General features: G+C 56.9%; 22 protein-coding genes. 6 read left to right on the top strand and 16 right to left on the bottom strand.

Annotated elements, in window-relative coordinates; genetic code table 11:
- The 4 genes from BG55_RS06615 to fhuB form a co-directional block, all read left to right on the top strand.
- Nucleotides 1–863 (top strand): FecR family protein (locus tag BG55_RS06615; RefSeq protein WP_052018725.1); only part of this gene is annotated, 863 nt, incomplete at its 5' end.
- Nucleotides 864–942: 79 nt separating this feature from the next.
- On the top strand, nucleotides 943–3,291 hold the full coding sequence (locus BG55_RS06610) for a TonB-dependent siderophore receptor (protein WP_034935744.1): 2,349 nt from the start codon (nucleotides 943–945) through the stop codon (nucleotides 3,289–3,291).
- Nucleotides 3,291–4,175, top strand: coding sequence for an ABC transporter substrate-binding protein (locus BG55_RS06605; protein ID WP_034935742.1), 885 nt, complete (start codon nucleotides 3,291–3,293; stop codon nucleotides 4,173–4,175). The genes BG55_RS06610 and BG55_RS06605 overlap by 1 nt, the downstream gene beginning before the upstream one ends.
- Complete coding sequence (fhuB, locus tag BG55_RS06600) at nucleotides 4,172–6,094, top strand: Fe(3+)-hydroxamate ABC transporter permease FhuB (RefSeq protein WP_052018724.1); 1,923 nt, start codon at nucleotides 4,172–4,174, stop codon at nucleotides 6,092–6,094. Before BG55_RS06605 ends, fhuB begins: the two co-directional genes overlap by 4 nt.
- Nucleotides 6,095–6,333: 239 nt before the next feature.
- Here the strand turns inward: fhuB and BG55_RS06595 are convergent, their stop codons facing one another.
- From BG55_RS06595 to BG55_RS06530, 14 genes are all read right to left on the bottom strand, one after another.
- Nucleotides 6,334–8,019, bottom strand: coding sequence for a methyl-accepting chemotaxis protein (locus tag BG55_RS06595; RefSeq protein WP_034935739.1), 1,686 nt, complete (start codon nucleotides 8,017–8,019; stop codon nucleotides 6,334–6,336).
- Nucleotides 8,020–8,249: 230 nt separating this feature from the next.
- Nucleotides 8,250–8,747 carry a chemotaxis protein CheW gene (cheW, locus tag BG55_RS06590; protein WP_034935738.1) on the bottom strand — a complete coding sequence of 166 codons (498 nt, stop codon included), beginning with the start codon at nucleotides 8,745–8,747 and terminating at the stop codon, nucleotides 8,250–8,252.
- Between the two features lie 24 nt (nucleotides 8,748–8,771).
- Nucleotides 8,772–10,781, bottom strand: a complete 2,010-nt coding sequence (gene cheA / locus BG55_RS06585; protein WP_200871599.1) for a chemotaxis protein CheA — start codon at nucleotides 10,779–10,781, stop codon at nucleotides 8,772–8,774.
- Nucleotides 10,782–10,791: 10 nt separating this feature from the next.
- Complete coding sequence (gene motB, locus BG55_RS06580) at nucleotides 10,792–11,832, bottom strand: flagellar motor protein MotB (protein WP_034935734.1); 1,041 nt, start codon at nucleotides 11,830–11,832, stop codon at nucleotides 10,792–10,794.
- Nucleotides 11,829–12,716 (bottom strand): flagellar motor stator protein MotA, encoded by an 888-nt coding sequence (motA, locus tag BG55_RS06575; protein ID WP_034935732.1) that lies wholly within the window; start codon nucleotides 12,714–12,716, stop codon nucleotides 11,829–11,831. Before motA ends, motB begins: the two co-directional genes overlap by 4 nt.
- A gap of 133 nt (nucleotides 12,717–12,849) precedes the next feature.
- On the bottom strand, nucleotides 12,850–13,431 hold the full coding sequence (gene flhC / locus BG55_RS06570) for a flagellar transcriptional regulator FlhC (protein WP_034935731.1): 582 nt from the start codon (nucleotides 13,429–13,431) through the stop codon (nucleotides 12,850–12,852).
- The gene (gene flhD, locus BG55_RS06565; RefSeq protein ID WP_034935729.1) at nucleotides 13,431–13,784 is read right to left on the bottom strand and encodes a flagellar transcriptional regulator FlhD; all 354 of its coding nucleotides are present in this window, start codon (nucleotides 13,782–13,784) and stop codon (nucleotides 13,431–13,433) included. Before flhD ends, flhC begins: the two co-directional genes overlap by 1 nt.
- Before the next feature lie 926 nt (nucleotides 13,785–14,710).
- Nucleotides 14,711–16,141, bottom strand: a complete 1,431-nt coding sequence (otsA, locus tag BG55_RS06560) for an alpha,alpha-trehalose-phosphate synthase (protein WP_034935727.1) — start codon at nucleotides 16,139–16,141, stop codon at nucleotides 14,711–14,713.
- Nucleotides 16,116–16,952: a trehalose-phosphatase gene (gene otsB / locus BG55_RS06555; RefSeq protein WP_152542669.1), complete on the bottom strand. Its 837-nt coding sequence runs from the start codon at nucleotides 16,950–16,952 to the stop codon at nucleotides 16,116–16,118. The genes otsA and otsB overlap by 26 nt, the downstream gene beginning before the upstream one ends.
- Before the next feature lie 381 nt (nucleotides 16,953–17,333).
- The gene (locus BG55_RS06550; RefSeq protein WP_034935724.1) at nucleotides 17,334–18,500 is read right to left on the bottom strand and encodes a cyclic di-GMP phosphodiesterase; all 1,167 of its coding nucleotides are present in this window, start codon (nucleotides 18,498–18,500) and stop codon (nucleotides 17,334–17,336) included.
- Nucleotides 18,501–18,609: 109 nt separating this feature from the next.
- The gene (locus tag BG55_RS06545; RefSeq protein ID WP_052018722.1) at nucleotides 18,610–19,509 is read right to left on the bottom strand and encodes a MurR/RpiR family transcriptional regulator; all 900 of its coding nucleotides are present in this window, start codon (nucleotides 19,507–19,509) and stop codon (nucleotides 18,610–18,612) included.
- Between the two features lie 132 nt (nucleotides 19,510–19,641).
- Nucleotides 19,642–20,505 (bottom strand): transporter, encoded by an 864-nt coding sequence (locus BG55_RS06540; RefSeq protein ID WP_034935723.1) that lies wholly within the window; start codon nucleotides 20,503–20,505, stop codon nucleotides 19,642–19,644.
- Entirely contained in the window at nucleotides 20,502–21,551 is a 1,050-nt protein-coding gene (locus tag BG55_RS06535) for a phenylacetaldoxime dehydratase family protein (RefSeq protein WP_034935721.1), read from the bottom strand. Before BG55_RS06535 ends, BG55_RS06540 begins: the two co-directional genes overlap by 4 nt.
- 1 nt (nucleotide 21,552) lies before the next feature.
- Nucleotides 21,553–22,554 carry a nitrilase gene (locus BG55_RS06530; RefSeq protein WP_200871598.1) on the bottom strand — a complete coding sequence of 334 codons (1,002 nt, stop codon included), beginning with the start codon at nucleotides 22,552–22,554 and terminating at the stop codon, nucleotides 21,553–21,555.
- Between the two features lie 194 nt (nucleotides 22,555–22,748).
- On the opposite strand from BG55_RS06530, the gene BG55_RS06525 reads away from it, so the two are divergent.
- Complete coding sequence (locus BG55_RS06525; protein ID WP_034935719.1) at nucleotides 22,749–23,705, top strand: helix-turn-helix domain-containing protein; 957 nt, start codon at nucleotides 22,749–22,751, stop codon at nucleotides 23,703–23,705.
- Nucleotides 23,706–23,821: 116 nt separating this feature from the next.
- On the opposite strand, the gene BG55_RS06520 is transcribed toward BG55_RS06525, so the two are convergent.
- Nucleotides 23,822–24,112, bottom strand: coding sequence for a hypothetical protein (locus tag BG55_RS06520; RefSeq protein WP_152542667.1), 291 nt, complete (start codon nucleotides 24,110–24,112; stop codon nucleotides 23,822–23,824).
- A 228-nt stretch (nucleotides 24,113–24,340) separates the two neighbouring features.
- On the opposite strand from BG55_RS06520, the gene BG55_RS06515 reads away from it, so the two are divergent.
- Nucleotides 24,341–24,649 carry an EthD family reductase gene (locus BG55_RS06515; protein WP_034935715.1) on the top strand — a complete coding sequence of 103 codons (309 nt, stop codon included), beginning with the start codon at nucleotides 24,341–24,343 and terminating at the stop codon, nucleotides 24,647–24,649.
- A 61-nt stretch (nucleotides 24,650–24,710) separates the two neighbouring features.
- On the opposite strand, the gene hemB is transcribed toward BG55_RS06515, so the two are convergent.
- Nucleotides 24,711–25,688, bottom strand: coding sequence for a porphobilinogen synthase (gene hemB, locus BG55_RS06510; protein WP_034935713.1), 978 nt, complete (start codon nucleotides 25,686–25,688; stop codon nucleotides 24,711–24,713).
- Nucleotides 25,689–25,800 lie beyond the last annotated feature (112 nt).

The following is a 25,800-nucleotide window of genomic DNA, read 5'->3' as shown; positions in this document are numbered from 1 at the left end:
CCGCCGATGCGGTGAGTCATCTGCGCCCTGGCCCGGTTCGCCGCCGCGTCTGGCGGCCGCTGGTGTACGGCTGCGCGCTGCTGATACTGGCGGCGGTGCTGTGGTTGCCGCTACGCGCTGAGTTCAGCGCGCCGGTTTACAGCGCCAGTTGGCAGACCGCTCGCGGCGAGATGCGCAGCGTCGATCTGCCCGACGGCAGCAAAATTTCGCTGGATGCCGGGACACAGCTGACCGTGCGCTATTACGCCAGCCGCCGGGAAGTGCAGATGGCGCAGGGGCAGGCCTTCTTCCAGGTTGCACATAATCCGCAACGGCCCTTTGAGGTGTTGAGCGGCCCGTCGCGGGTGACCGTAGTGGGCACCGGGTTCAGCGTGCGCTATCTGCCGCACACCATGAGCGGCGACGGCACCGAGATCGCGGTCAGCAGCGGCGCGGTGCGTATTGGCCCACGCGGCCGCTGGCAGAATGGCTGGTGGCGGGCCATGCAGCATCTTCATTTGCCGCAGGCCAGCGCGCACCTGGCCGTGCTGTACGCTTCCGAACGTGCAACCGGCGACGCCGAAGGGCGGCTGATCGCGCGCACCACGCTGCCCGCAGAGAGTATTGCCGCCTGGCGCAATGACCGCATCGTACTGAACAACACGCGGCTGGATATGGCGCTGGCGGAATTTGCCCGCTATGGCGATGTATCAGTCCAGGCCGATTCACCGACCGTTGCCGCGCTGAGGGTGAGCGGAAGTTTCGATACCGACCGTGCCGGAAGCTTTGTGAAATCGCTGCCGCTGGTGCTGCCAGTAAAAATAAAAACCATGAAAAATCAGTTAATTATCATCTCATCCGTCGCTGAAAGAAAAAATAATTAAAAACGACGTCAGGATTTAGCCTCGCGCTGCGTCTTCATAAGAGAATGATTATTATTTACTTTAATTCTGGGGATTATGAATGGCTGCCTTTTCTGCTTTACGTGCGTTTCGTACACAGCTCCTCGCGGTGGTCATCGCCACAGCGCTGCCGGTATCCGGCGCTGACGCGGCGTCCACCCTGTCGGTGTCGCTGCCAGCCCAGCCGCTGTCAACGTCGCTGAATCAGCTGGCCCGACAGGCTGGCGTTCAACTGATTGCCGCACCCTCATCGCTGGACGGCAAAATGGCCCCGGCGGTGAGCGGCTCCCTGTCACTGGAGAGCGCACTGAATAGCGTGATGGCAGGCAGCGGACTGGAGTGGAAGCTGACAGGCGGCACCGTCTCCGTTACCCCTTCTCCCCCGGCTGACGGCACGCTCACCGTGAGCGCCAACGCCAGTAACGCCGAAGCTGTGCCACAGCAGACCCTCAGCGCCACCAAAACCGATACCCCGCTGATCGACGTCCCGCAATCGGTGTCAGTGATCACCCGCCAGCAGCTGGATCGTCAGAACGTGCAGACGGTTACTGAGGCACTGCGCTATGTGCCAGGCGTGAAAACCGAAACCTACGGCATCGATCCCAAGGGCTACGACTGGATCTACATTCGCGGCTTCAACGCGCTGACCACCAATGACTATCGCGACGGCCTGCGCCAGTTGAACAATAGTTACAGCTATTTCCGCACCGAGCCTTATGCGCTGGAGCGTGTGGATATTGTTCGTGGCCCTTCTTCAACCCTGTTCGGCCTGGGCGATGCGGGTGGGATTATCAACCGCATCAGTAAATTACCGGACGCGCGCGGCGTGCATGAAGTGGAAGTACAGCTCGGCAATTTCAATCGCCGTCAGGTGCAGTTTGATATCAGCGACAAGCTGGACGAAGACGGCGAGTGGCTGTACCGCATGGTCGGCCTGGCGCGCGACAGCGATACCCAGTTCCAGTATCGTGACGGGCCGGACGTGGAAGACAATCGCGTTTACCTTGCGCCAACGGTGACCTGGATCCCGTCGGCGGACACCAGCCTGACGCTGCGCGCCGATTATCTGCGCGACACCTCCGGCGGCACCATCGCTGTTCTCACCACGCCAGGCGGCAAAGTCACCGATACGCTGCTGGGCGACTACAGTTACAACCGCTTCCGCCAGGAGCAGTACAGCGTCGGCTACGAATTCAGCCAGCAGCTGGCGGAAAGCGTTAAGTTCAGCCAGAACCTGCGCTACGGCCAGACCGACACGATTTTGAACAACCTGCTGCCGGGCGATCCGGACTTCACCACGGACAGCGTCTCGCGCAACGCCATCCGGTTCGATGAGCACATGAAGGCCTTCAATGTCGATAACCAGTTGCAGATGGATTTCAACACGGCAACGGTGGCGCACACGCTGCTGGCCGGGGTGGACTACAGCTGGCTGGACGCAAACGCCAAACGCTTCAGCGCGGTCGCCCCGGCCCTGAGCCTGAGCAATCCGCTCTACGGCCTGGATATTTCCGACCCGACCAACGCGGTGAATAACAACGATCAAACGACCCAACAGCTGGGCGTCTATCTGCAGGATCAGATCCACCTGACGGAACACTGGCTGTTGACGCTGGGCGGTCGTCATGACGACATCAGCATGCGCACGCAGAACAATCTCACCGGCAACACTTCCTGGATAGATAAAGATGCCTGGACCGGCCGCGCGGGACTGACCTGGCTGGTCGGCAACGGCCTGGCTCCTTACATCAGCTACGCCGAGTCGTTTGTGCCGAACAGTGGTACCGACAGCCAGAACCGCACCTTCGATCCCAGCAAGGCGCACCAGTATGAAATGGGGGTGAAATACCAGCCTGACAGTAACCTGCTGATGACCCTGGCCGCCTTTGAAATCACCAAATCCAACGTGCTGACCAATGAGATCGTCAACGGCAGCGCAACCGGCTATCAGGTGGCCTCCGGAGAAGTGCGTTCCCGCGGTATCGAGTGGGAAGCCCAGGCGAAGCTGACGGATAACCTTGATGCGCTGGCGTCTTACAGCCTGACCGATGCGCAAATCACCAAAAGCAACAACGGTGACGAAGGCAATCAGCAGGCGAACGTGCCGAAAAACATGGCCTCCGTGTGGGTCAACTATGGTTTCCACCAGGGGCTGCTTGACGGGCTGATGCTGAGTTCCGGCGTGCGCTACATCGGCAGCATGTACGGCGATAACGCCAATACCATCCAGGTGAAGAACGTCACCCTGATGGATGCCGGCGTGAAATACCAGGTGAATAAAAATATTCAGGTCGGCTTCAACGTGCAGAACCTGTTTGACCGCCACTACGTGGGCACCTGCGACGGTGATACCAGCTGCTACCCGGGACAGGAGCGCACCTTTATCGGCTCGCTGAAACTGAACTTCTGATGGCCGGGTTCAGCCGCCGTCGCTGTCTGAAAATGCTGTTGATGCTGCCGCTGGCGGCGCATGCAGGTCTGCCGACGGTGGACCCGCAGCGTATCGTGGCAATTAACTGGGCGGCGGCGGAAACGCTGCTCAGCATCGGCATCACGCCGCTGGCGATTTCCGATAGCGGCTATTTTCGACGCCGCATCCCGCAGCCGGTGTTGCCTGACCGCGTGCAGGACATCGGGCCGTTTTGGGAACCCAATATGGAACTGCTCGATGCTCTGCGGCCGTCGCTGATTATCAGCGATGAGCTCGCCGCGCCGGTGATGGCAAAAATGGCGACCCTTGCTCCGCTGGAAACGGTATCGGGCTGGTATACCTCGGGCAATCCGTGGCAGGCGCTGCACGACTGGACGCAGCGAACCGGGCATCGGCTTGGCGCAGAGGCTGCCGCCACGCGCTGGTTGCAGCAGGTGCAGCTGGAGATGAACGATCTCCGCCAGCGGATTAAGGCACATCAGCAGGCACGGGTGCTGGTAATGGTACTGGATCAGGACGGCAAATACGCCACGATCTATGGTCGCGGCAGTCTGGCGGATGCGGTGCTCCGCCAGCTTGGGCTACGCAACGCCTGGCAAAAGGCGGTAAATGCCGCCCATATTGCCCGCGTGCGTATTGAGGAACTGGCGGATCTGCCCTGCGACCGGCTGTTCTTTACCGAATTACCCACCGCGATCACCCGGCTGATGCGGGCAAGGCAGCCCGACGGGCTATGGCAGCAGCTGCCGCTGTTTAAAAGTGACCGCGTCACGCATCTGGCGCATTTTTTCCCCTTTGGTGGCCTCGCTACCGGACTGGCGCTGGCCGGGGACATTACCCGGGCGCTGGAGGCGGAAAAATGAGATCTGCTACCGCAGCCGGTATCCTGCTTTTCTGCTTTGCCGCCGCCCTGGCCTGCGTGGCGTTCAATTATTTCGCGCTGATGGCACGCTATCCGTCATCGCTTGCCACCCTGCTGCTGGACCAGAGCTTTCTGCCACGCGTTTTGGTCAGCCTGCTGTGCGGCGCGGGCCTGGCGCTGGCCGGCCTGTTGTTTCAGCAGGTGCTGCAAAATCCGCTGGCCGAACCGGGTACGCTCGGCGTGGCCGCCGGGGCTAATCTGGCGATGTCCGCTGCCCTGGTCTTCGCGCCCGGCCTGCTGGCCCTCGGCCTGCCTGTTCTGGCGCTGTCCGGTTCGGCTATCGCCGTCCTGCTGTTGATGAAACTCACTGCGGGCCACCGTTTTGCGCCGCTCAGCGTGATCCTGGTCGGAATGGTGCTCAGCCTGTACGGCAACGCGCTGAATACCCTGCTGGTGCTGTTCAATCACGATTACCTCAGCGATCTTTTCAGCTGGCAGGCCGGCGCGTTACCGCAAAGCGGCTGGCGCAGCAGTATCGTGCTGGCGCTCGCGCTGTGCTCTGCCCTGATTTTCAGCCTGCTGTTGGTCAGGCCGCTGGCCGTGCTCAGCCTGTCAGAGCAGCAGGCCAGCGCGCTGGGGATTTCGGTGCTGAAGGTGCGCATTGCGACGCTGAGCGTGGCGGTAGTGCTCAGCGCCATTATCACCAGCGAGGTGGGCATAATCAGCTTTATCGGCCTGGCCGCCCCCGCTATCGTCAGAGCCAGCGGCATCCGCCGTTTTCTGCATCAGTTGATCGCCACGGTGCTGACCGGCGCAGTGATGCTGACGCTGGTCGATCAGCTGGCGCTGCGCTTTTCCCCCGCCGCCGGGGATATTCCGACGGGAGCGGTCACCGCGCTGCTCAGTGCACCGCTGCTGCTGGTGCTGCTGTTACGCCAGCGGGTGACGGGGTCACCGGTAGTTCAGCCTGCCGCCCCGGCGGTTACGCGGTTTAATACCCGACAGCTGGGCATTTTGTTGCTGCTTTTAGCGCTGGCGCTGCCTGCTTCGCTATGGCTGAACCGCGAACCGCCGGGTGCGCTGACCTCACACCTGCTGGCCTGGCGCTGGCCGAGAATGACCGGCGCGCTCTGTGCCGGAGTAATGCTGGCCTGCGCGGGCGTACTGATCCAGCGGCTGACCGGCAACGTCATGGCCAGCCCGGAGCTGACCGGCATCAGCAGCGGTGCCGTGCTGGCGGTGCTGTTGACCGTTCTGTTCACGCCGCTGCCAATGGCCGCGATGCTGCCGTCGGCGATAGCGGGCAGCATCATCGCCATGCTGCTGCTGTTAGTGTTTGGCGCACGCAGCCGGTTTAACCCGCAGAAGGTGGTGCTGATCGGCCTGAGCCTGACCAGCCTGGCCGGGGCGCTGAATATGCTGCTGATGCTCAGCGGCGATCCGCGTGCGCTGATGCTGCTGAACTGGAGCACCGGCTCTACCGCCGGGATTAATGCCGAAATGGCGATTGAAGCCCTGATTGCCGCCGTCGTGCTGTGCCCGCTGGCGCTGCTGATGCAACGCTGGCTACAGCTGCTCGGCCTCGGCCAGCTCACCGCGCAGTCGCTGGGAATCCATTTATCGCGCACCAATCTGCTGGTGCTGCTGTTGATATCGCTACTTACCGCCGCCGGCACGCTGCTGGTGGGGCCGCTGAGTTTTATCGGCCTGCTGGCCCCGCAGTGTGCCAGGTCGCTGGGCGTGCGGGCATTGCGGCATCAGCTCTGCGCCGCCGCACCGATCGGGGGAACGCTGATGGTGCTGGCCGACTGGCTGGGGCGCAATATTGCCTGGCCCTGGCCGGTTTCCGCCGGACTGTTGACCGCCTTTATTGGCGCACCCTGGTTTCTGTGGCAGTTTTCCAGAACGGTGAGCCGCTAGGCTTGGTGGAAAGAGTGACTGGTCAGCATTTCCGCGCCGTCATCGGTCGCTTTCAGCATCAGCTTTTCACCGGTTTCCCGATTGCCCGTGTTTAACGCTTACAGCAGCAGATGGTAGTTATGATGCCCCGGTGCATATGTCCGCTCCCGGAACAAAGTGGACTGTTGCATCAGAAAAGGTCTGTATGGTGGGTATAGCGCAACCGGCTGGCTGATGCAGCCGGTTGCAGAGGTACGATATTAGAACGTTTCCCAGTTGCCCTCACCGGCCACCGGGGTGACAGCCGGTTTACGTAGCGCAGGTTGCAGCGGTTTTGGCAGCGCCGCGACAGGGGCCGTGATGTTAACCGCCTTATTCACCCGGAAGACGGCAACGGCCTGGGTCAGACGGCTGGCCTGAACTTCCAGCGCGGCGGCGGCGGCGGCAGATTCCTGCACCAGCGAGGCGTTCTGCTGGGTGACGCGATCCATTTCGGTCACCGCCGTGCCCACCTGGTCGATCCCCTTACTCTGCTCGTCTGAAGCCGATGAGATCTCACCCATGATGTCGGTAACGCGGGTCACCGCATTGACGATTTCCGTCATGGTTTCACCCGCCGTGCCGACCAGCGCAGAACCGCTGTCCACCCGCGCCACGGAGTCCTCGATCAGTCCTTTAATCTCTTTCGCCGCCTGGGCGCTGCGCTGTGCCAGATTGCGCACCTCACCGGCTACCACCGCAAAGCCGCGCCCCTGCTCCCCGGCCCTCGCCGCTTCCACCGCCGCGTTCAGCGCCAGAATGTTGGTCTGGAAGGCAATACCGTCAATCACGCTGGTAATATCGGCAATTTTCTTCGAGCTACCGGCAATGTCGCTCATGGTTTTCACCACGCCATCCACCACCTTGCCGCCCTTCAGCGCCGTATCGGAAGCGCTGCGCGCCAGCTGCGAAGCCTGACGGGCATTTTCGGCGTTCTGTTTCACCGTGGCGGTCAGCTGCTCCATACTGGCGGCGGTCTGTTCCAGCGACGCCGCCTGCTGTTCAGTTCGCGCGGAGAGATCGTTGTTTCCGGCGGAGATTTCACTGGCTCCGGTATAGATCGCATCCGATCCGTCGCGCACGTCACTCACCGTACGCACCAGCGACTGCTGCATATCTCGCAGACTGCCGGCCAGCTGGCTCATCTCATTGCGCCCTTCCACCTCAATCGGATGGGTCAGGTCACCGCCAGCGATATGGCTGATATGCGTAATACTGGTTTGCAGCGGTTTGATCAGGATACGGTTCAGGCCAATCCAGCACAGCACGATGGTGACCACCACCAGCACCAGTACGCTACTGATAACCCACAGCATGGTGCGGTACGCCTTGTCGTTATCCGCCACACCCTGCAAGGTGACCACGTTCTGCGCACTGCGCCAGGCGGTATACGAAGCCTTCAGTTTATTCTGGTTCTGCTCCACGTTGAGCTTAAACATCTGGTCCAGCTGCCTGCTGTCCATCAGTTGCAGCATCTGCGCCAGCGCCTGCGAATAGGCGACGTAATCGTCTTCCATGGTTTTGGTTATGGTCGCATCGACGCCTTTGGTATCGGGGATAGCCTGATAAAAAGCAAAGGTTTTGTCAGCACTGGCCAGCAGTTCTTTACCCTGCGCGCTGATGGTGGCGAGCGAGGTGGTGTTACTGGTGACCGGCGCGGCACCGCCGTTTTGCGCATCGGTTTGCAGGCGCAGCATCCCCCGGTTTACCGCAATACGGGTCTGGTTTAACAGCACCCAGGCATCGGTGAAGGACGATACGTTCTCACTGGCGTTCTGCGCAACGGAGAAGTTATTTTTGTCGCTGGTCAGCGCATTAATGAACAACCCTCCGGCCAGCAGTTGCAGCGAGCCTAAAACCAGCAGCACCAGCAACAGGCTGGTGACGACTTTGATACGTTTGAACATGGCAAACCTCAGTAAAAAAGTGACGCTGTAACGCCTGTATCGGCGTGGTTATAAAATTCTTTATGTGGCTGTAATCAGGTTTGTCAGACTGAAATACCGGCTTAATCGTTGTGGCAGTATTTCATCGCGGGAAAAAGGGGTGAGCAACGCGTTTAATAACGGGCCTGGATTACTGGTCAGCTGAGGGGCCTGCCCGACTACTCAGGCCCCGGCGACACAGCCCGTCAGGATCAGGCGCTGCGCAGCGTATCCATCAACGCCATCTCTTCGCTGTTTAACAGCTTCTCAATATCCACCAGAATCAGCATCCGCTCGCCCAGCGCGCCCAGCCCGGTCAGATACTCAGTAGACATAGTGACCGCGAATTCCGGGGAAGGTCGGATCTGATCCTGAGTCAGTGACAGCACGTCAGAGACGCCATCCACCACGATCCCCACCACGCGCTGTTGCAGATTGAGCACGATCACCACGGTGTTGTCGTTGTACTGCACACCGGGTTGTTCGAACTTAATGCGCAGGTCGATAATCGGCACAATCACACCGCGCAGGTTAGTCACGCCTTTAATAAACGGTGGCGTGTTGGCGATGCGCGTCACCTGGTCATAGCCGCGGATCTCCTGCACTTTGAGGATATCAATACCGTATTCTTCTTTACCCAGTGTGAACACCAAAAATTCCTGGCCTACCGTTTCGCCAGCAAGTTTAGTGACAGTTGCCATTCCAGTCATAGTTATACCCTTAATCGGTTATAGTCAGGCTGCGGCTCCCGCCACACGCTTTTCACGGTTGAGAGATTGCAAAGCCGATACATCGACGATCAGCGCCACGCTGCCATCACCGAGGATGGTGGCTGCCGATATGCCCGGAACTTTGCGATAGTTGCTTTCCAGATTTTTTACCACCACCTGGTGCTGACCAATCAGTTGATCAACCAGCAGTGCATAGCGTTTTCCTGCGCTTTGCAGGATCACCACGATGCCCTGCGTCGCTTCAGTTTTCGCGCCCTGCACGTCAAAGACGTTCCACAGTTCGACCAGCGGCAGATACTCACCGCGCACTTCCAGCACGCGCTCGCCCCCGGCCAGCGGATGCAGGTCATTTGCCTGCGGTTGCAGGGATTCCATTACCGCATTCAGCGGCAGAATAAAGACTTCATCCGCCACGCGCACTGACATGCCGTCGAGGATCGCCAGCGTCAGCGGCAGCAGGATACGGATAGTGGTGCCCTTGCCCTGTTTCGAAGCAATTTCGACATGCCCACCCATCTCCTGAATGTTACGTTTCACCACGTCCATGCCAACGCCACGTCCGGAAACGTCCGTCACCAGCTCCGCCGTCGAGAAGCCCGGCGCAAAGATCAACATGCCGACTTCTTCATCGCTCATCGACTCACTGACCGGCAGGCCGGAAGAGAGCGCCTTGGCAAGAATACGTTCCCGGTTCAGACCGGCACCGTCATCCACCACTTCGATACAGATGTTGCCGCCCTGGTGTTCCGCAGAGAGCGTCAGATTACCCACCGCCGCTTTACCGGCAGCCAGACGTTTTTCCGGTGACTCAATACCGTGGTCGAGGCTGTTGCGCACCAGGTGCGTCAGCGGATCGATAATGCGTTCAATCAGACTTTTATCCAGCTCAGTAGAGCTACCCAGCAGAGTCAGCTCCACCTCTTTCCCTAGCTTGCTGGCAAGGTCACGTACCAGACGCGGGAAGCGGCTGAAGACATACTCCATCGGCATCATACGAATTGACATCACCGACTCTTGCATTTCACGCGCGTTACGCTCCAGCTGCCCCATGCTGTTCAGCAGGTCACCATGCGCAACCGGGTCCAGCTCTCCAGAACGCTGTGCCAGCATCGACTGGGTGATCACCAGCTCGCCCACCAGGTTAATCAGCTGGTCTACTTTCTCCACCGCCACACGGATGCTGGTGGATTCGCTGGCCTTCGGCGCGGCAGGTTTTTTCGCCGCTTCGCGCTTCACCGCCGGAGTGATTTCGCTGACGCTGGCAAGTTTTGCTACCGGTGCCGCTTCTTCCTCAGCAACCGGTTCTGCTGGTGCGGCCGCTTCAACGGCAGGGGCAGCAGGTTCGGCTCCGGCGTTGAGGAACTTAATCTGGGATTCGTCAATCACGAAGCAGAGCACGGCCACGATATCATCGGGGCTGACGGACGAGTCCAGCGTCACCTCAACAGAGGTTTCCCCTTTCAGCACATCGGATACGCTGCCCAGATTGCCCAGCTCTTCCAGCATCAGCGGGATTTCAGCGGGTTTCAGGTCAAGCAGCGCCAGACGCAGGCCCGCAGGAGAGGTGGCTTCTGCCGCCACAGGCGGCTCTGCTGCCAGCTTTTTCGCCGGCGCGATGGTTTCGCCTTTGGCTTCCAGAGCCAGCTGACGCAGCGCCTGACAGATGTACTCAAACGTCGCGGCATCGGGTTCCGAGGCGGTTTTATAGGCATCCAGCTGTTCTTGCATAATATCTTTCGTTTCCAAAAACAGGTTGATGATATCGGTGCTCAGCTGCATTTCACCGCGCCGGGCACCGTCAAGAATGTTTTCCAGAATATGCGTGGTTTCCTGCAATACAGTGAAACCAAAGGTCCCCGCGCCGCCTTTAATTGAGTGGGCTGCGCGGAAGATAGCATTCATCTGTTCCGCATCCGGTTCCTGCGGGTCGAGGCCCAGCAGGTGTTGTTCCATGTCGGCCAGTAACTCGTCGGCCTCATCGAAAAACGTCTGATAAAAATCGCTGATATCCATGCTCACGGTATCACCTCTGCTGTGAGTCGCGACCGGTCTGCGCCGCAGCATCAGGCCGTCCCGAGGAAAATGCTCTCGGTGCAGTCTGGCTTGCTGCCGGCTCAGCCTTTGGTGGTTGAGGGGCTGGGTTATTGTTGGCATCCGACGGTATTGACGGTGCCACTATTTCTTTAAGACCGGTTGTGTCGCCACCGCTGAATTGAACCGCGTCACTTTCCGAGTTTTCTTTTTCAATCTGCATTTCGGTGTCATGGTTCAACACCAGTAAACTGATGCGGCGATTAACGGCATCATTGGCGCCGCGATTTTTTAATTTCATGGTGTCAGCCATGCCAAGCACCCGCAGCATCTTGCCGGCATCCAGCCCGCCCATCACCAGTTCGCGACGTGAAGCATTAGCGCGATCGGTTGACAGTTCCCAGTTGCTGTATCCCCGGTCACCGGTGGCATACTGGAAATCATCGGTGTGTCCGGCCAGACTGATTTTGTTCGGAATATCATTCAGGATTGGCGCAATCGCCCGCAGAATGTCACGCATATAGGGTTCCACCTCCGCACTGCCTGTTTTGAACATCGGCCGGTTCTGGCTGTCGATAATCTGAATACGTAACCCTTCTTCCACCATATTGATGATCAGATGCGGGCGTAGCGCTTTCAGTCGCGGATCGGCTTCAATCAGCTGATCCAGCTTTTCACGCAGGCGGTTAAGACGGATCTCATCCAGCTTGCGTTTTTCCGCATCCATATCGACCACTTTATGCACTTCGCCGCTCTGCTGTGTCACATCCTGGCCGCCGCCGGGGATGACGCTGACGCTTTCACTGTTGCGACTTCCGCCGGTCAGCGCCACCTTCAGCGGGGTTTTAAAATATTCCGCAATACTGGCGCGCTCTGAAGGGGTGGAGATGGAAATCAGCCACATCACCATAAAGAACGCCATCAGCGCGGTCATAAAGTCAGCGTAAGCAATCTTCCATGAACCATGCCCGCCTTCATGGCCTTTATGCTTCTTTTTCCTGACCAGAATGATGGGATGGTTATTGTGTTTCATGCGTCCTGATCCGAAGTCTGTTTCGCTGGTGTCTTGGCGTTACGTACATGTTCTTCCAGCTCGGTAAAGGATGGCCGGTCGGTTGAATAGAGTGTTTTACGACCAAATTCCACCGCGATTTGTGGCGCATACCCATTCAGACTGGACAGCAACGTCACCTTAATGCACTGCATCATCTTGGTGGTTTCCGCACATTTCTGTCGCAACACCCCGCCAAGAGGAGAAATAAAGCCATATGCCAACAGAATGCCTAAGAAGGTTCCCACCATCGCATGGGCCACCGAAGCGCCCAGCTCTGCGGCAGGTCGGTCGGCAGCCGCCAGCGTGTGTACCACCCCCATTACCGCCGCCACGATACCGAAAGCGGGAAGTGAATCGCCCATCGATTGCAGCGCGGTGGCCGGTACTTCACATTCGTGTTCGTAGGTTTCAATCTCTTCGTCCATTAACGCTTCGATCTCAAAGGCGTTCATATTGCCGCTGACCATCAGTCGTAAATAATCGGTAATGAAGTCCACTAATCTTTTATCGGCAAGGATGCGCGGGTAATTAGCAAAAATTTCACTTTCCTGCGGATTATCAATATCGGCTTCCAGCGACAACATCCCCTGCTGACGCGATTTCGCCATCAGACGATATAACAGCGCCATCAGGTCCATGTAGACCGACTTGTTATATTTCGCCCCACGCATCAACAGCGGCAGAGATTTCATGGTGGCTTTAATTGCCTTACCGTTATTCCCCACAACAAATGCGCCAATTGCCGCCCCGCCAATAATCAGCAGCTCAGAGGGTTGATAAAGCGCGCCAAGCTCGCCGCCTACCATTGCGAATCCGCCCAACACCGATCCGAGGACCAGGATATAACCCAAAATAATTAACACGATAAATCCTTACGTCTGCTGACGTGTGGGTGGAAGACGTTCAGACCGCCGCAGATTGATATTACCGGCCGTGGACAAAAAAAAAGCAGCGGTTAAAAACCGCTGCTGGATCCATTCCACGTGGCAAACTCAATTAAACGGCTTGTTTAACCTGTTCATCCAGCAGTTGTGAAATGTTATCGGCAGAATCTGCGATAAGTTTACGTCTTTTTACCGCACGAGAAGGCGGCTGGCACAGGCTGCAAACAAAGCTGCCAACAGGCTGATGCGCATGATTTATAAAGCTTCCGCCGCAGCATTTGCAGTCATTAAGTTCCAGCATTCCGCTCTCGACGAAACGTACCAGTGTCCAGGCGCGGGTCAGCGCCAGCAGCGGCCCTTCTTCCTGCTGTTGCGGACACTGTTCCAGGTAGAGGCGATACGCTTTAATCACCGCATCGACACCTTTGCTCAGGCCGCTTTTCAGTAAATACTGCCAGGCGTTACAGAACATCGAGGCATGAATATTCTGTTCCCAGGTCATAAACCAGTCGGTAGAAAAAGGCAGCATACCTTTTGGCGGTGGGCTGCCGCGCAGTTCTTTATATAATTTAATTAAACGACCGCGACTGAGCTGGGTTTCACTTTCCAGCATCTGAAGACGTGCGCCGAGGGAAATTAATTTCATTGCCAGCTGAATATCACGCGCTTCCTGAACAATACTTTTTTCGCTCATTAACTCGCCCTCTTTTTAGGCAGTTCATCTTTCTTATCAGAGACGCTGCGCAGTAAACGGCTGGATAATAAAATGCCGGTGTGAATCTGTTGCAGGTCATCCACACGAGATTCCTGGGTCAGGCGATTAATTGTATTGTGGTCAGTGAAGCGAAACTGACACACCAGTTGATTGGTTTCAGCCAGCTTGACCATTTCTGGCAAGGTTAACTGAGAGAGGGCATCGGCCATGGCTTCGTCAATACCCAGACGAAACATTGCAGAGGCTTTTTCCTGGTTAATAAGACGCTGTGCAAGCAGTAAATATGACAAGTTAATGTCGTAGATATGTTTTAGTAATTCTGATGTACCCATTTTTTCCCATCCCACTGTCACGACTTAAACGTTTACGGATTGCGCCGCTACCTGATTACTGACTGGTAAATCTGAAGATGGCAAAAAATTTAGTGGCCATAGCCAAACGCTTGCAAAGCTGAGGGCAACCCAAAAGAGGTAGCCATACAGAAAGTAGTCATAAACTCATTTTGCCAGTTACTGCTCCGACGTTTTCTTGCTTTTCCCTGGCTTCACCCTACTGAGCCTTAGTCATTCTTAAGACTATTCCGAAAACAAAGCAACTTTATATGCTCTGATTTACGGATTCAACGTGAGCCAGGCTAAATTTTAGATAAAGTGTGATCTGCGTCACATTTTTTGGGGTGTTTTGATCAAAAAAACCTAAAGCAGGACTGTTCATTAGTTTACTAACTAACCATTTTCGTCAATTTTTGTTAAATTTCTGCCTTTTCGGCGCATCAGCAAATGGAACTCATTCATTCTCAGCAAATAGCACCGTTAAACAGGGTGTAAAATGATAAAACATAAATAATTAACTGCCCTAAGAAATAATATCAGGATTATATCCTGATAAATCCATCAGGAAGGGGTAAAAAATTAAATTTACAAATGTGACTATCACGCCTGTATTGAAGTAAAAAAATGTGACACAGCGCAAATTTTTTCCGGCAAGTGTTGGTCTTTTGTAAGGCGTGGTGGGTAAGTGTTCAGCGGATGAAAGAAGATGTAACAGGGAATTACATTAATATTATGAATGTATTGGCGAATTCCAGGACTGCACCATGAGTATCGGCTGGTGCAGCATTTTCTTTAATAAAAATGGCACTTTTTTCCTGTTTTTATTTTCACTGGCCCTTTTTACGGCCATCTGACGGCCTGAATTTGCCTTAAAAGCAAAAAAAAAAGAGCGATCCGGGATCGCTCTTGTTCATTTCTGGCACAGATTATGCGGGGCGCGGAAACGTCGCCACCTTATTACCCTGAGCAGAATGCTCACTACGCAACGGTAACGCCTGTAAATCCTTCAGGTAGGATTTCTGCCACTGGGTGATATCGTTTTTACGTAATACCGCCATCATGTCGTTGTAGCGTGAGATACGCTCGTTTAACGGCATGGTCAGCGCCTGGTTAAGCGCAGCAGCCACTTCATCGCGATCGTAAGGGTTAACAATCAACGCCGACGTCAGTTCGTTAGCGGCACCGGCAAAACGGGACAGCACCAGTACGCCAGGGTCCTTTGGATCCTGAGCAGCGATGTACTCTTTCGCCACCAGGTTCATACCATCCCGTAGCGGCGTGACCAGACCAATATCCGTCAGGCGGAAAATCTTCATCAGCAGACGCCGGTCAAAATGCTGATTCAGGTAATAAAGAGGCGTCCAGCCGAGCGTGCCGTACTTACCATTGATGCGTCCGGCTTCTGTTTCCAGCTGATGACGGATGTCCTGATAGGCCTGAACGTCGCCACGCGATGTCGGCGCAATCTGCGAATAGCGGATTTTCCCGCGATGCTCAGGATAATTCTCCAGTAAGGCTTCATAGGCCAGGAAGCGCTCCGGCAGCCCTTTGGAATAATCAAGACGCTCGCAGGCGATAATATTCTTTGCATCACCGAGATCTTTTTTCATCGCCGCCATTTTCGGCGGTAATGGCCCTTCCGCCATTTCGCTGATACTGTCCGGCTCAATGCCAATGGGATAGACCTCGGTAACAAAGTGCTGACCAAACGCCTGATGCTGTTTTCCTTTCCCGCGCAGCTGGGTACAGAGTGACAGACATTCGAGGAATGCGGTGCGGTCACTTTCTGTCTGGAAGCCCAGCAAATCGTATTCACACATCATTTCCAACAGTTCGTTGTGCGGCGGCAGCGCATTAAAGATTTCCGGCGTGGGGAACGGAATGTGCAGGAAGAAGCCGATGCGGTTCTGTACCCCCAGTTTGCGCAGCGCGGCGGCAAACGGCAGCAGATGATAATCATGGATCCAGATCACATCATCCGGCTTTAACAGCGGTAGCAAGCGGTTCGCCAGCATTTTATTGACGCTCTGATACCCTTCCCACGCTTCGCGTTGATAGTTAACCAGGTCGAGACGGTAGTGAAAAGCGGGCCAGATGACCCCGTTGGAGAATTGCAGGTAGTAAAGATCGTAATCGTTCTGATTAAGCCCCAGCGAGGCGTATGTCACGCCGTCCTGCTCAAACAGGTTCAACTCCTCGTCATCTTCGCCTATTTCATTGATTTCGCCGTTCCAGCCAAACCACAAGCCTCCGGTAGTTTTCAGCGCATCCATAATGCCAACGGTAAGACCGCCTGCACTGACTTTTGATCCATCGGGAACAGCGATGCGGTTAGATACGACCACTAAACGACTCATAACCTTGACTCCTTACCGACGTTGTATCGTCTTTGTCTAATTTTAATCGTATTTGTGCCAGCCAGTGACCAACGGCCGCGACATCCGGCAGGCGATACCCTGCCTCGGTCTGGCCTTCACCGACTTTGACTGAAATACCGTCCATGGCATTGACCGCGGTAAATGCTGCTTCGTCGGTCAAATCATCACCAATAAATACCGGCGTTCTGCCGGAGAACGGGGCCTGCTGCATAAATGCTGCAATGGCAGCCCCTTTGTTAACCCCTTTGGGTTTAATTTCCACCACGCATTTTCCGGGTTGCAACGTCAGTTGCGGAAAGCGGGCAACCATGGACTCCGCCAGCGTCAGTACCTGTGACTGATACTGTTCTGCACGGCGATAATGTAGGGCAAAGGCCATGCCTTTAGTTTCAAGCTGAGTTCCCGGCATCGTGGCCATTGCCTCCGAAAGCCGGGAAGTAAGCGCTGCTGCCACCTCATCCGGCAGAGTGTGGCGTTCGAGCCGATCGCTGGCATCGCGACGCTCGGCACCATGCACCCCCGCCAGCGGCAGGTGCAGGGGGGCGACCAGCGCATCCAGCTCGCTGATGGGACGGCCTGAAACCAGGGCCAGCGCGCCTTCACTGACGTGGGCCAGCGCCGCCAGACTGGTAATAACCGGCTCAGGGATAAAAACTTCGTCCGGACGTGACTGAATGGTAGCCAGCGTGCCGTCGACATCAAAAAAGAAGGCGTAGCGCACCTTCCGGGATAAATCAGGTCCGATACCGTTCTGAGTATTCACACTATTCCTCCTGATAAAAAGTCTCATCACCACGGCGTGTTCAGTCCGGTAGCACGATCTTCAGCGACCATTGGCTGGCCGGAACATCCGTATCGCATGAGAAAAAGAGTGGTCAGGGACAGCGACAGCGAATAATCAGAAAAGAGATTATTCAGCAGCAGATGAAAAAGCATACGTGCGGGCAGATTTCAGTAATGTTCTGTTTCCCTCTTCGCTGGTCTGCACGACAGGTGCATCTGACCTCACCCCATTGTCATTTACGCGACAATACGTTTTTAAGTATAGACCCTGGTAAGGGTTCTGCCAGACAAGGTAGCGGCAGAGAAAAGACAGGGCTGGTCCGGCTTCAGTACCGGCCACTCAGACGGGGCAAAAAATCCTCTGCGCTGCATGACACCTCAACGTTCTTCAGGCGACCGGCCGCATCCACAACGCGTTGGTATCCACCCCGTCCCAGCAGTCTGAATCTTCAGGACCGGAAATCCTGTCCAGGCACTGGCTGTCGGCCAGATCCACCATCTGCCGACCAAGATACTGGCGGGTCTTCAGGGAGTAAAAAACGCAGACTTTCGGTTGCAGCAATGACTCTCCCCCCTGCTCCGCCACTACCGCCACCCGCCCGGAGGCCAGACGTACGACAGAACCCACCGGGTAGATGCCCACCGCTTTTACAAAGGCATGAAAGATTTTACGGTCAAAATGGCCCTGCCAGCTCGCCATCTGACGCATGGCGCTGGCCGGGTTCCAGCCTGCCTTATAGGGCCGGTCTGAGGTGACCGCATCATAGACGTCACAGACCGCCGCCATCCTTGCCAGCTGAGAGATAGCCAGCCCCTTCAATCCGTGGGGATAACCGCTGCCGTCCATTTTTTCATGATGATGCAGGGCCACGTCCAGCACCTCTTCATTTTCACCGCTTTGCCGTAACAGCGCCTCACCGGCCTCCGGATGCTGCTTCATCAGGGTAAATTCTTCTGCGGTCAGCTTGCCGGGCTTGTTAAGGATTGCCAGCGGAATCGCCGCCTTGCCGACATCGTGCAACAGCCCGGCGGTTCCGGCACAGCGGATGTGCCACTCACTCAGTTGCAGCTGCCGCGCCAGCGCCACCATCAGCGCACAAACCGCCACCGAGTGCAGCCAGGTGTAATCATCATGGGTTTTCAGCCGCACCACGCTGAGCAGCGCGACCGGGTGGCGACTGACGGAGTTACCGATTTCGTCCACCAGCGGCAGAGTGCTGACCGTATCGATGGTGCGCCCCAGCCGGGCTTCACTGAACATCTCCCTGACCTGCTCTTTCGCCCGCAGACAGAGGGCTTCGGCCTGCATAATCTCCTGATGAATACCCTGTGCGGTGTGGATGCTGGCGTGATCGCTGTCGCTTACCGCCGGACCGCACCCTTTGTCGAGGTCAATCCATACGGCCTGAATGCCGTTGGCTGCGATAGTGTGAATTTGCTGTTCAGTGGTCAGCAACATATCGTTATGCACCAGAGGATCTTTCAGCCAGAAAACCTCCAGCTTGTGCACATACATCCCGGTGCGCAGCTCATCAGTCTGAACTTTAATGATCATTGGCTTCTCCCCTGGGATACTGCCGGTCTCACTCTTCAGAAAAAATATCGGCCCGGCGGCGCAAAGCTTCAGTATTTACCGTTCAACAGACAGATCGTTTTAACCCCTTTCAGCGGCCATTTTTTCGCGGTTTGGTCAGGGCGTTACTTAATTCATACAGACGGTTGGTGGTCAACATCGGCACTTCCGGCGCGGCGGCAGCCAGGGCCAGAACAAGGATCTCAAGACAGATCAGTGGCGTGCCGTGCACCGGTATCTTCCCCGCTTCCGCGCTACGCGGGATCAGGATTACCGTATCAGCATAGTCAACGAAAGCCGCATCCGGCGTCCCGGTGAGGAGAATGACCGGCATTCCCAGCCGCTGCGCCTCGGATACGGTGGTGGTGCCTTCACGGTGGGCACTGCGCTGTGCCAGCATAATCAGCGCATCGCCCTTACGCATCGCTACCAGTTGTTCGCTCAGCCCTGCCCCGGTGCGGTTGAGTGCATAGGCAGGCGTACCATTACGGTTAAACAGCCGCACCGCATAGTCCGCCAGCAGAGATGAAGCGCCTATACCAAATACCGCTATGCGGCTGGCAGACTGGAGCAGCGTGGTGGCGCGGGAGATGGCAGCGCGATTGGCTTCGGTCGCCAGCATTTCACAGCTAATCAGATAACTGTTGAGGACAAAATCGGTGCTGGAATTGGTATCCGGCGTCAGGGCGCTGACGGTCGTCGCCAGCCGGGCCGGGAAGCTCAGGGTGTCGATCAGTCCGCCTTTCAGCACATTTTTTACATCGCGCAGTCCGGAGAACCCCAGCGCCTGAATAGCACGGATCACCGTGGCGTCAGAGGTGTGTGTCCCGGCGGCGATCTCAATGGCGGTCATATTCAGTACGGCAGTGCGGTGCTGGTCAATATACTCAGCCACCGCCAGCAGCCGTGGCGACAGCAGATGACGGCAGGCGCGCAGGCGCTCACCATACAGGTCAGGATGATTGCCGGAAGGAAGCGTTGAGGTTTTCACATCGTAACCAGAGTGTTAAATAAAGATCAGTCTACAACAGCCGCAACTTTTAACGCCATGCTGATTTTTAGTCGAAGCTCAGGCTGTGGCGCTTTACCGCCAGGCAAAGCGGCATCCGTGCCGTCCACCGGCTCAGAACAGAAAACCTGCCCTGAAGCTGAGACTGGTATCCTGGCGGAATCCCTGCTCAACCGACAGATCGCGTCCCGCCGAGATCTGCAACTGGATCCCCGGGGTAATAAAATGCGCTGCCGATACCCGCAGGTAAGTGGTGTCGAGCCGGTCATGCTGGCGCACGCCGTCAATGCGGCTTTCGGCACCGGTTATCCAGCCCCCACCGACGCCAAACTGGGTTGCGGGCGACAGGCTGTAACGCAGCCAGGCCTGATACTGATAACGCGGTTGCTGTTGCAGGGTGGCATCACCAGCCCCGTAGCGGCTGTTGCTGCTTACCCAGGAGACATCTGCCCCATTCTCAACCGCCCAGGCATCCGAAAAATGGTGGATCCACACCCCCTGCATCAGGTATCGCCAGCGATTCTCGCCGACGTTTATTGGCTTGTCGTTATCGTAAGCCCCGGTTGGCGCATAAATAAACGGGGCCAGCGAGAGAATATCGCGCCCATCGCCGACGGGGTCGACTTTCACCGGCAGGCCAAAAATGATATCACCCGCGCCGGATGCCTCCCCCAACGCCGCCGCTTCGCCGCCTGCACTGACGCTGGCCCACGGCAGGATCACCTGTGGCTCAATGCTGATATTCTCCTGCGGTCGCCAGGCGTGGATATAGCGCAGCAGCATAGCCGTGGAGCGTAACCGGTTATCGCCTGCCACTTTGCTGCCCTGCGACCAGAGCGTATCGCTGTGCGTATACTGGAAATAGGTCAGGAACAGATTTTTGTCTGCGGGCAACATCTCATAATCGCCCGGCGCGAATTCCAGCGCGTGGGCCGTCGGCATCACCGCTAACAGGGCCAGGATGCTTATTTTTTTCATTGTTTTTCCCCCAGGCTGTGCGCCATCAGACCGCTGTGTGGATGGCAATTGATGTAGCTGAAATGTTGTGCACTGGCTGGCACCACCACAATTTCATGCCACAAGCGCAGGGTGATATTGAAGTTCAGCTCCTTCACGTAGCGCATGAATCCACCAAAAATGGCGACATGGGTGGGATGGCTGCGGGCCCAAAGTTCCAGCGCCGCCAGATCGCTGAAATGCGCCAGCCCGAAGGTTTTTTCTGTTTCAGCGCCGCTGACCCTGTCCAGCGCCGTCATAAAGCGACAGCTCAGGCAGCCGATGGTCGCCCCCTCGTCGCGCAAAAAATCCATCCCTTCGCGCAGCACCGGTGCGACTTCAGCAAGATATTTGCGGCGCTCCTCCTGCCCGGTGGCTGACCAGTCCTGGCCGGAGCGGATCAGGCAAAGATTCTCCCGCCCGTCCAGCGTCACCCGCCGCCCCTGTGACTGGCGGCGTTGAGGCAGCGTGCTGCCCGCTAATTCTGCGCGCTGTGCGACAGGAAGCCGGTCGCGGGCGCTGCCCCAGTAACCGTGCTCCTGCATTTCATCACTCATCCCGCTGGCAAGGTGCGCCACGCCCTCCTTTGATGCGCGGTCGGAAAAGATGGTTTCAAAGCGATCGGCTGTCGGGCACACCACCTCAAGAAAATAGCCGCAGGATCCCTCCTCCCGCTGCGGTGAGGTCCACCAGCTGTGGAAACCACTGCTGTGTTGCCACTGGTCAAACTGCTGCGGCGAAGCCCAGTAAGCAATGGCAACCAGATTATGAAAACCCATCGCGTCCTGACAGCAGGCGGTATCCCAGTGCAACGGCCCGTCCGGCTGCGCAAAGCGCGTGGTTACCGGATGCAGATCCGCCAGTGAGAGTGGCGTTCTGGCCTGCACGCCGAAATACGCCATCACCACCTGTCCGGTCAGCGGGGTAAAACGGGCGGTCCACGCCGGAAAAGGCGGCTGGTAATTCTCAGGCAGCGTCGCGGGATGTTCTCGCGCCACGCGCAGATGTTGCGGAATGGCTGATTCCATTTTATTCCTCCCCGGCTTCCGGCAGTTCAATCCACTGCCGGGCGACAGTTTCATCAGCGGTGACCAGCGGCCGGTTTGCCGCCGGATTAAACAGCAGGCGGGTCACATCAGGCCGCGAGTAGTGCCCGACCGGATCGGCGGCAAATTTGGCACAGGTGATGGCTGCCGGTTGCAGAGTGGCAATCAGCAGACCTTCTTCATTTTCTGCCAGCGGCGTAGCCAGTTCACCGCCGTCCGGGCCGTAAATCCGCGCATGGCCGCCACCGGCGCTCAGCAGCTGCTTTTTGCTGTCGTCGCTGCACAGCTGCGCCACCATCTCTGGCGACACGATGGCGCAGGGGGCAATGACAAAACACTGCCCTTCTGCGGCATACAGGCGGGAGGCGGCGGTGTTCACCTCCGGTCCCAGGGCGGCGGTCGCCCCGCTGTACAGGCTGAAGCTGGGCCAGGCGGCAATGTGGATCTCCTGGTGCTGTGCATACATGGCGTAGCGGGTCAGCGGTTGCAGATGCTCCCAGCAGCACAGCGCCCCCATCACCCCTAACGGGGTATCCCAGGTGGTCAGTGACGAGCCGTCGCTTTCGCCAAAAAGTGTGCGTTCGACATGGGTGGCTTTCAGTTTTCGGCGGGTGCCGACGGTTTCGCCATTGTTGTCAATAATCCATTGCGAGATGTACAGGCTGCCGTGGTCGCGCTCACTGAATCCCAGCACTACCCAGATATTGTGTTCCCGCGCGGCGCTGGCAATACGCCGGGCCTGCACGCTGTCCAGCACCAGCGAATTCTGATGATACTGATACACCATCGGCATATTTGCTGCCGGAGAGTCCAGCCACAGAAACCACGGATAACCAGGGATCCAGGTTTCCGGAAACGCGATCAGTTCAGCGCCACTGGCCGCGGCCTGTTTAATCAACTCAAGGGTTTTATCTACGGTCCCTTGCAGATCCATCCAGACAGGGGCCGCCTGTACACAGGCCACGGTAATCGGTTTGTTCATCATTTTTTTGTACTCCTGAAACTGAAATGGGCAGGAGAACGTTATAGCCGCCGCCGTGGCCGGGGCGATATGACAGGAAGGAACCAATCATTGTCTGTCAGGGAACAACCGGGTGTTCCACCGCTGCGTCCTGAATCTCGCAAGGTTATGGAACAAAGTTTGCATTGACCATTGCAGTACGAGTGGAGGAGCAAGCGATGCAGACCTTTGATACCGGGGCCGTGGCCTGGGCCGACCGCAGTGATTACTGGCGCGATGCCATCAGTCAAACCTTTATCCCGCTGGAGTGCGCATTTGCTGACGGTGACCATCAGGGCCGCATCACCAGCGGCGTCTGGCAGGATCTGCGTATCTCCGAAATTGCCTGTAGCGCCCAGAATGTGTCGCGACGCCGCCGGGGGGCAGATAATCATCCGGATAATCTGATCCTGCTCAGCGTGGTCAGTCAGGGCACCACCTCGGTGGCTCAGGCCGGTCAGCAGGTTTCTCTGACGGCGGGTGAATTCGGGCTTTATGACACCCGTCAGCCCTATCAGCTGCACCTTGAAGGGGAATCGCGTCAACATGTGGTGCAGATTCCGGTGGAACACCTCTGGCAGCGGCTGGGAAAAACCGATCGTCTGTTGGCCTGCGTTTTTGGCAGCCAGCATCCGCTGGTGCCCTATTTACAAATGCTGCTGGCTAATCTGATGGCCCTGCCGGATAGCCTGCCACAACAGTATGCGGCGATGCTCTACGACCAGTTGCTGTCGCTGGTCAGCAGTATCATTTCTGACCAGTACAGAACCACCAGAAACCAGAACGGTAGCTGGCATGGATTGTTATTTCAGATAAAAATCATGATCAACAGCCATCTGGCGGAACAGAGCCTCTCCGCCAGCACGGTGGCGGCGAACTTTAACATTTCTCCCCGCTATCTGGCCCGGCTTTTTCAGAAAGAGGGCACCTCGTTCGGCAGGTATCTGCTCAGCCAGCGGCTGGAGAAATCCGCACAGGCGCTACGTTCGCCGCTGAACAGCCACACTCAGGTCAGCGAAATTGCCTGGCGAAACGGCTTCAGCGATATGTCGTGGTTTTCCCGGGAATTTCGCAGCCGGTTTGGCTGTTCGCCCACCGATTACCGGCAGGGCCACCAGCTGACGCTGGCAGAATAATCGGGGTAAAAATGGGCCATCCGGCAAAAATTTTCTCATCTTCAGCCCGACGGCATCAGCACGGTGAAAAAACGGGCAGCAGGCTGCGGCTGTAAATTTTATCCGACGACCGGCGCTTATTTCTTGCCAGAGTACTTTTCTGACTGGCCGCCGGAATAACCCCTGTTTTCCGGCTGTGCTTGTTGCCGGTTAAGCTCCCGGAATGCCGCAGAGAGCAGCGACAGCTGTTCAGCCAGCTCGCTCAGTTTCCGGGTCATCGCCTGGTTTTGTTCCGATAACAGCTGGTTGTAATTTTGTAACTGATGCAGCATCCCTCTCTGGCGGCAACACCACCAGCCAACGCTGACTATGCAACACAGCAACACACCGATTCCGCTGATGCTGAGCCAGGGCAGTAAAATCATCATTTATTCCACAGGTTCAGAAAAGAGAGAGCAGATATAGCATTCGGCCCGCGCAGAATCAGTCGCAAAAATTGCACCCGCCAATGCAATAAATAGCCGTCCCCTGTCCTTAACAGACCGTGCGCAGGCAGCCCGCCCGGCAGGAAATGTGCTGGCTGATGGCTATAATTGTGTCGCGGAAAGCGCCTTGCGCGCGATGCCTTTACGCCAACCAACAGCTGAGGAACCACTTTGATCAGATACAGCGTACTTTATCCCCACACCGCCAACGGCACCTTTGACCACGACTATTATCGCGACGTTCATCTGCCGCTGATCAAAGCCCGAATGGGCGACAAGCTGCTCTCTTACACGATTGACAGGATCACCGCCATGCCGGATGGCTCTGCCGCGCCCTTTGTGGCCGCCTGTCATCTGCTGTGCCAGTCGGAGGAAGCGTTGCAGCAGGGAATGAGCGGGCATGTTGATGAAATCGTCGCTGACGTGGCGAACTTTACCAATATCGCTTCGATAAAGTGGATTGCAGAAGTGAGGGAATAGCCGTTTGCGGCAATAAGCGGGCAGACGCGGCGGCGTTGAATGCCGCCCCTGCCCGCAGGCGTTACAACAGTTTTTGCTCTGCCAGATCCAGCGCGAAGTAGCTGAAAATCAAATCTGCACCGGCGCGTTTGATTGCGCCCAGGCTCTCCAGCACCACCTGCCGCTCGTCGATCGCCCCCGCCTGCGCGGCGAATTTGATCATCGCATACTCACCGCTCACCTGATAAGCCGCCAGCGGCAGCTCGGTGCGATCGCGCAGCTCACGGATAATATCCAGGTAGGCTCCGGCGGGCTTCACCATCAGCGAATCGGCACCTTCAGCCTGATCGATTAAGGATTCGCGGATTGCCTCGCGGCGGTTCATCGGATTCATCTGGTAGGTTTTGCGGTCGCCTTTCAGCGATGTTCCTGCCGCTTCACGGAAAGGACCATAAAAGGAAGAGGCGAACTTGGTGGAGTAGGACATGATGGCGGTATCGGTGAATCCAGCCTGATCCAGCGCATGGCGGATCGCCGCGACCTGCCCGTCCATCGCCGCCGACGGTGCGATAAAGTCGGCACCGGCATGGGCAGCGGCCACCGCCTGTCGGCCCAGATTGACCAGCGTGGCATCATTGTCCACCCCGTGGTCATGCAGCACGCCGCAGTGGCCGTGGCTGGTATATTCGCAAAAGCAGGTATCGGACATGACGATCATTTCCGGCACCGTCTGTTTACAGATACGCGCCATGCGCGAAACCAGACCGTTCTCCTGCCAGGTGTCACTGCCATCGGCATCGGTGTGATGTGAAATGCCAAAAGTCATTACCGCGCGGATACCTGCTCTGGCAATACGCTCGATTTCATATGCCAGACGCTTTTCGGGAATACGCAGTACGCCCGGCATGGCCTGAATCGCTTTGTAATCATCGAGCTCCTCTTCAACAAAAATCGGCAGAGCCAGGTCATTCAGGCTGAGAGTGGTTTCCTGAAACATCGAACGCAGGGAAGGCGTCTGACGCAGACGGCGTGGGCGTAAACCTGGAGAATAACTGGACAAAACAACCTCGTTTTAGCGACATAACTCCGGCGGCTGAGCACCGGAGTAAAAAAAGGAGAGGGCTAACACTATACCTCTGCACGCCGGGTGACAATCTTTCCCCGCCCCTAAT

Source organism: Erwinia mallotivora (assembly GCF_000590885.1).
GTDB lineage: Bacteria > Pseudomonadota > Gammaproteobacteria > Enterobacterales > Enterobacteriaceae > Erwinia > Erwinia mallotivora.
Note: the sequence above shows the minus strand (reverse complement) of the source record. Positions and strands in the feature narration are given on the sequence as shown.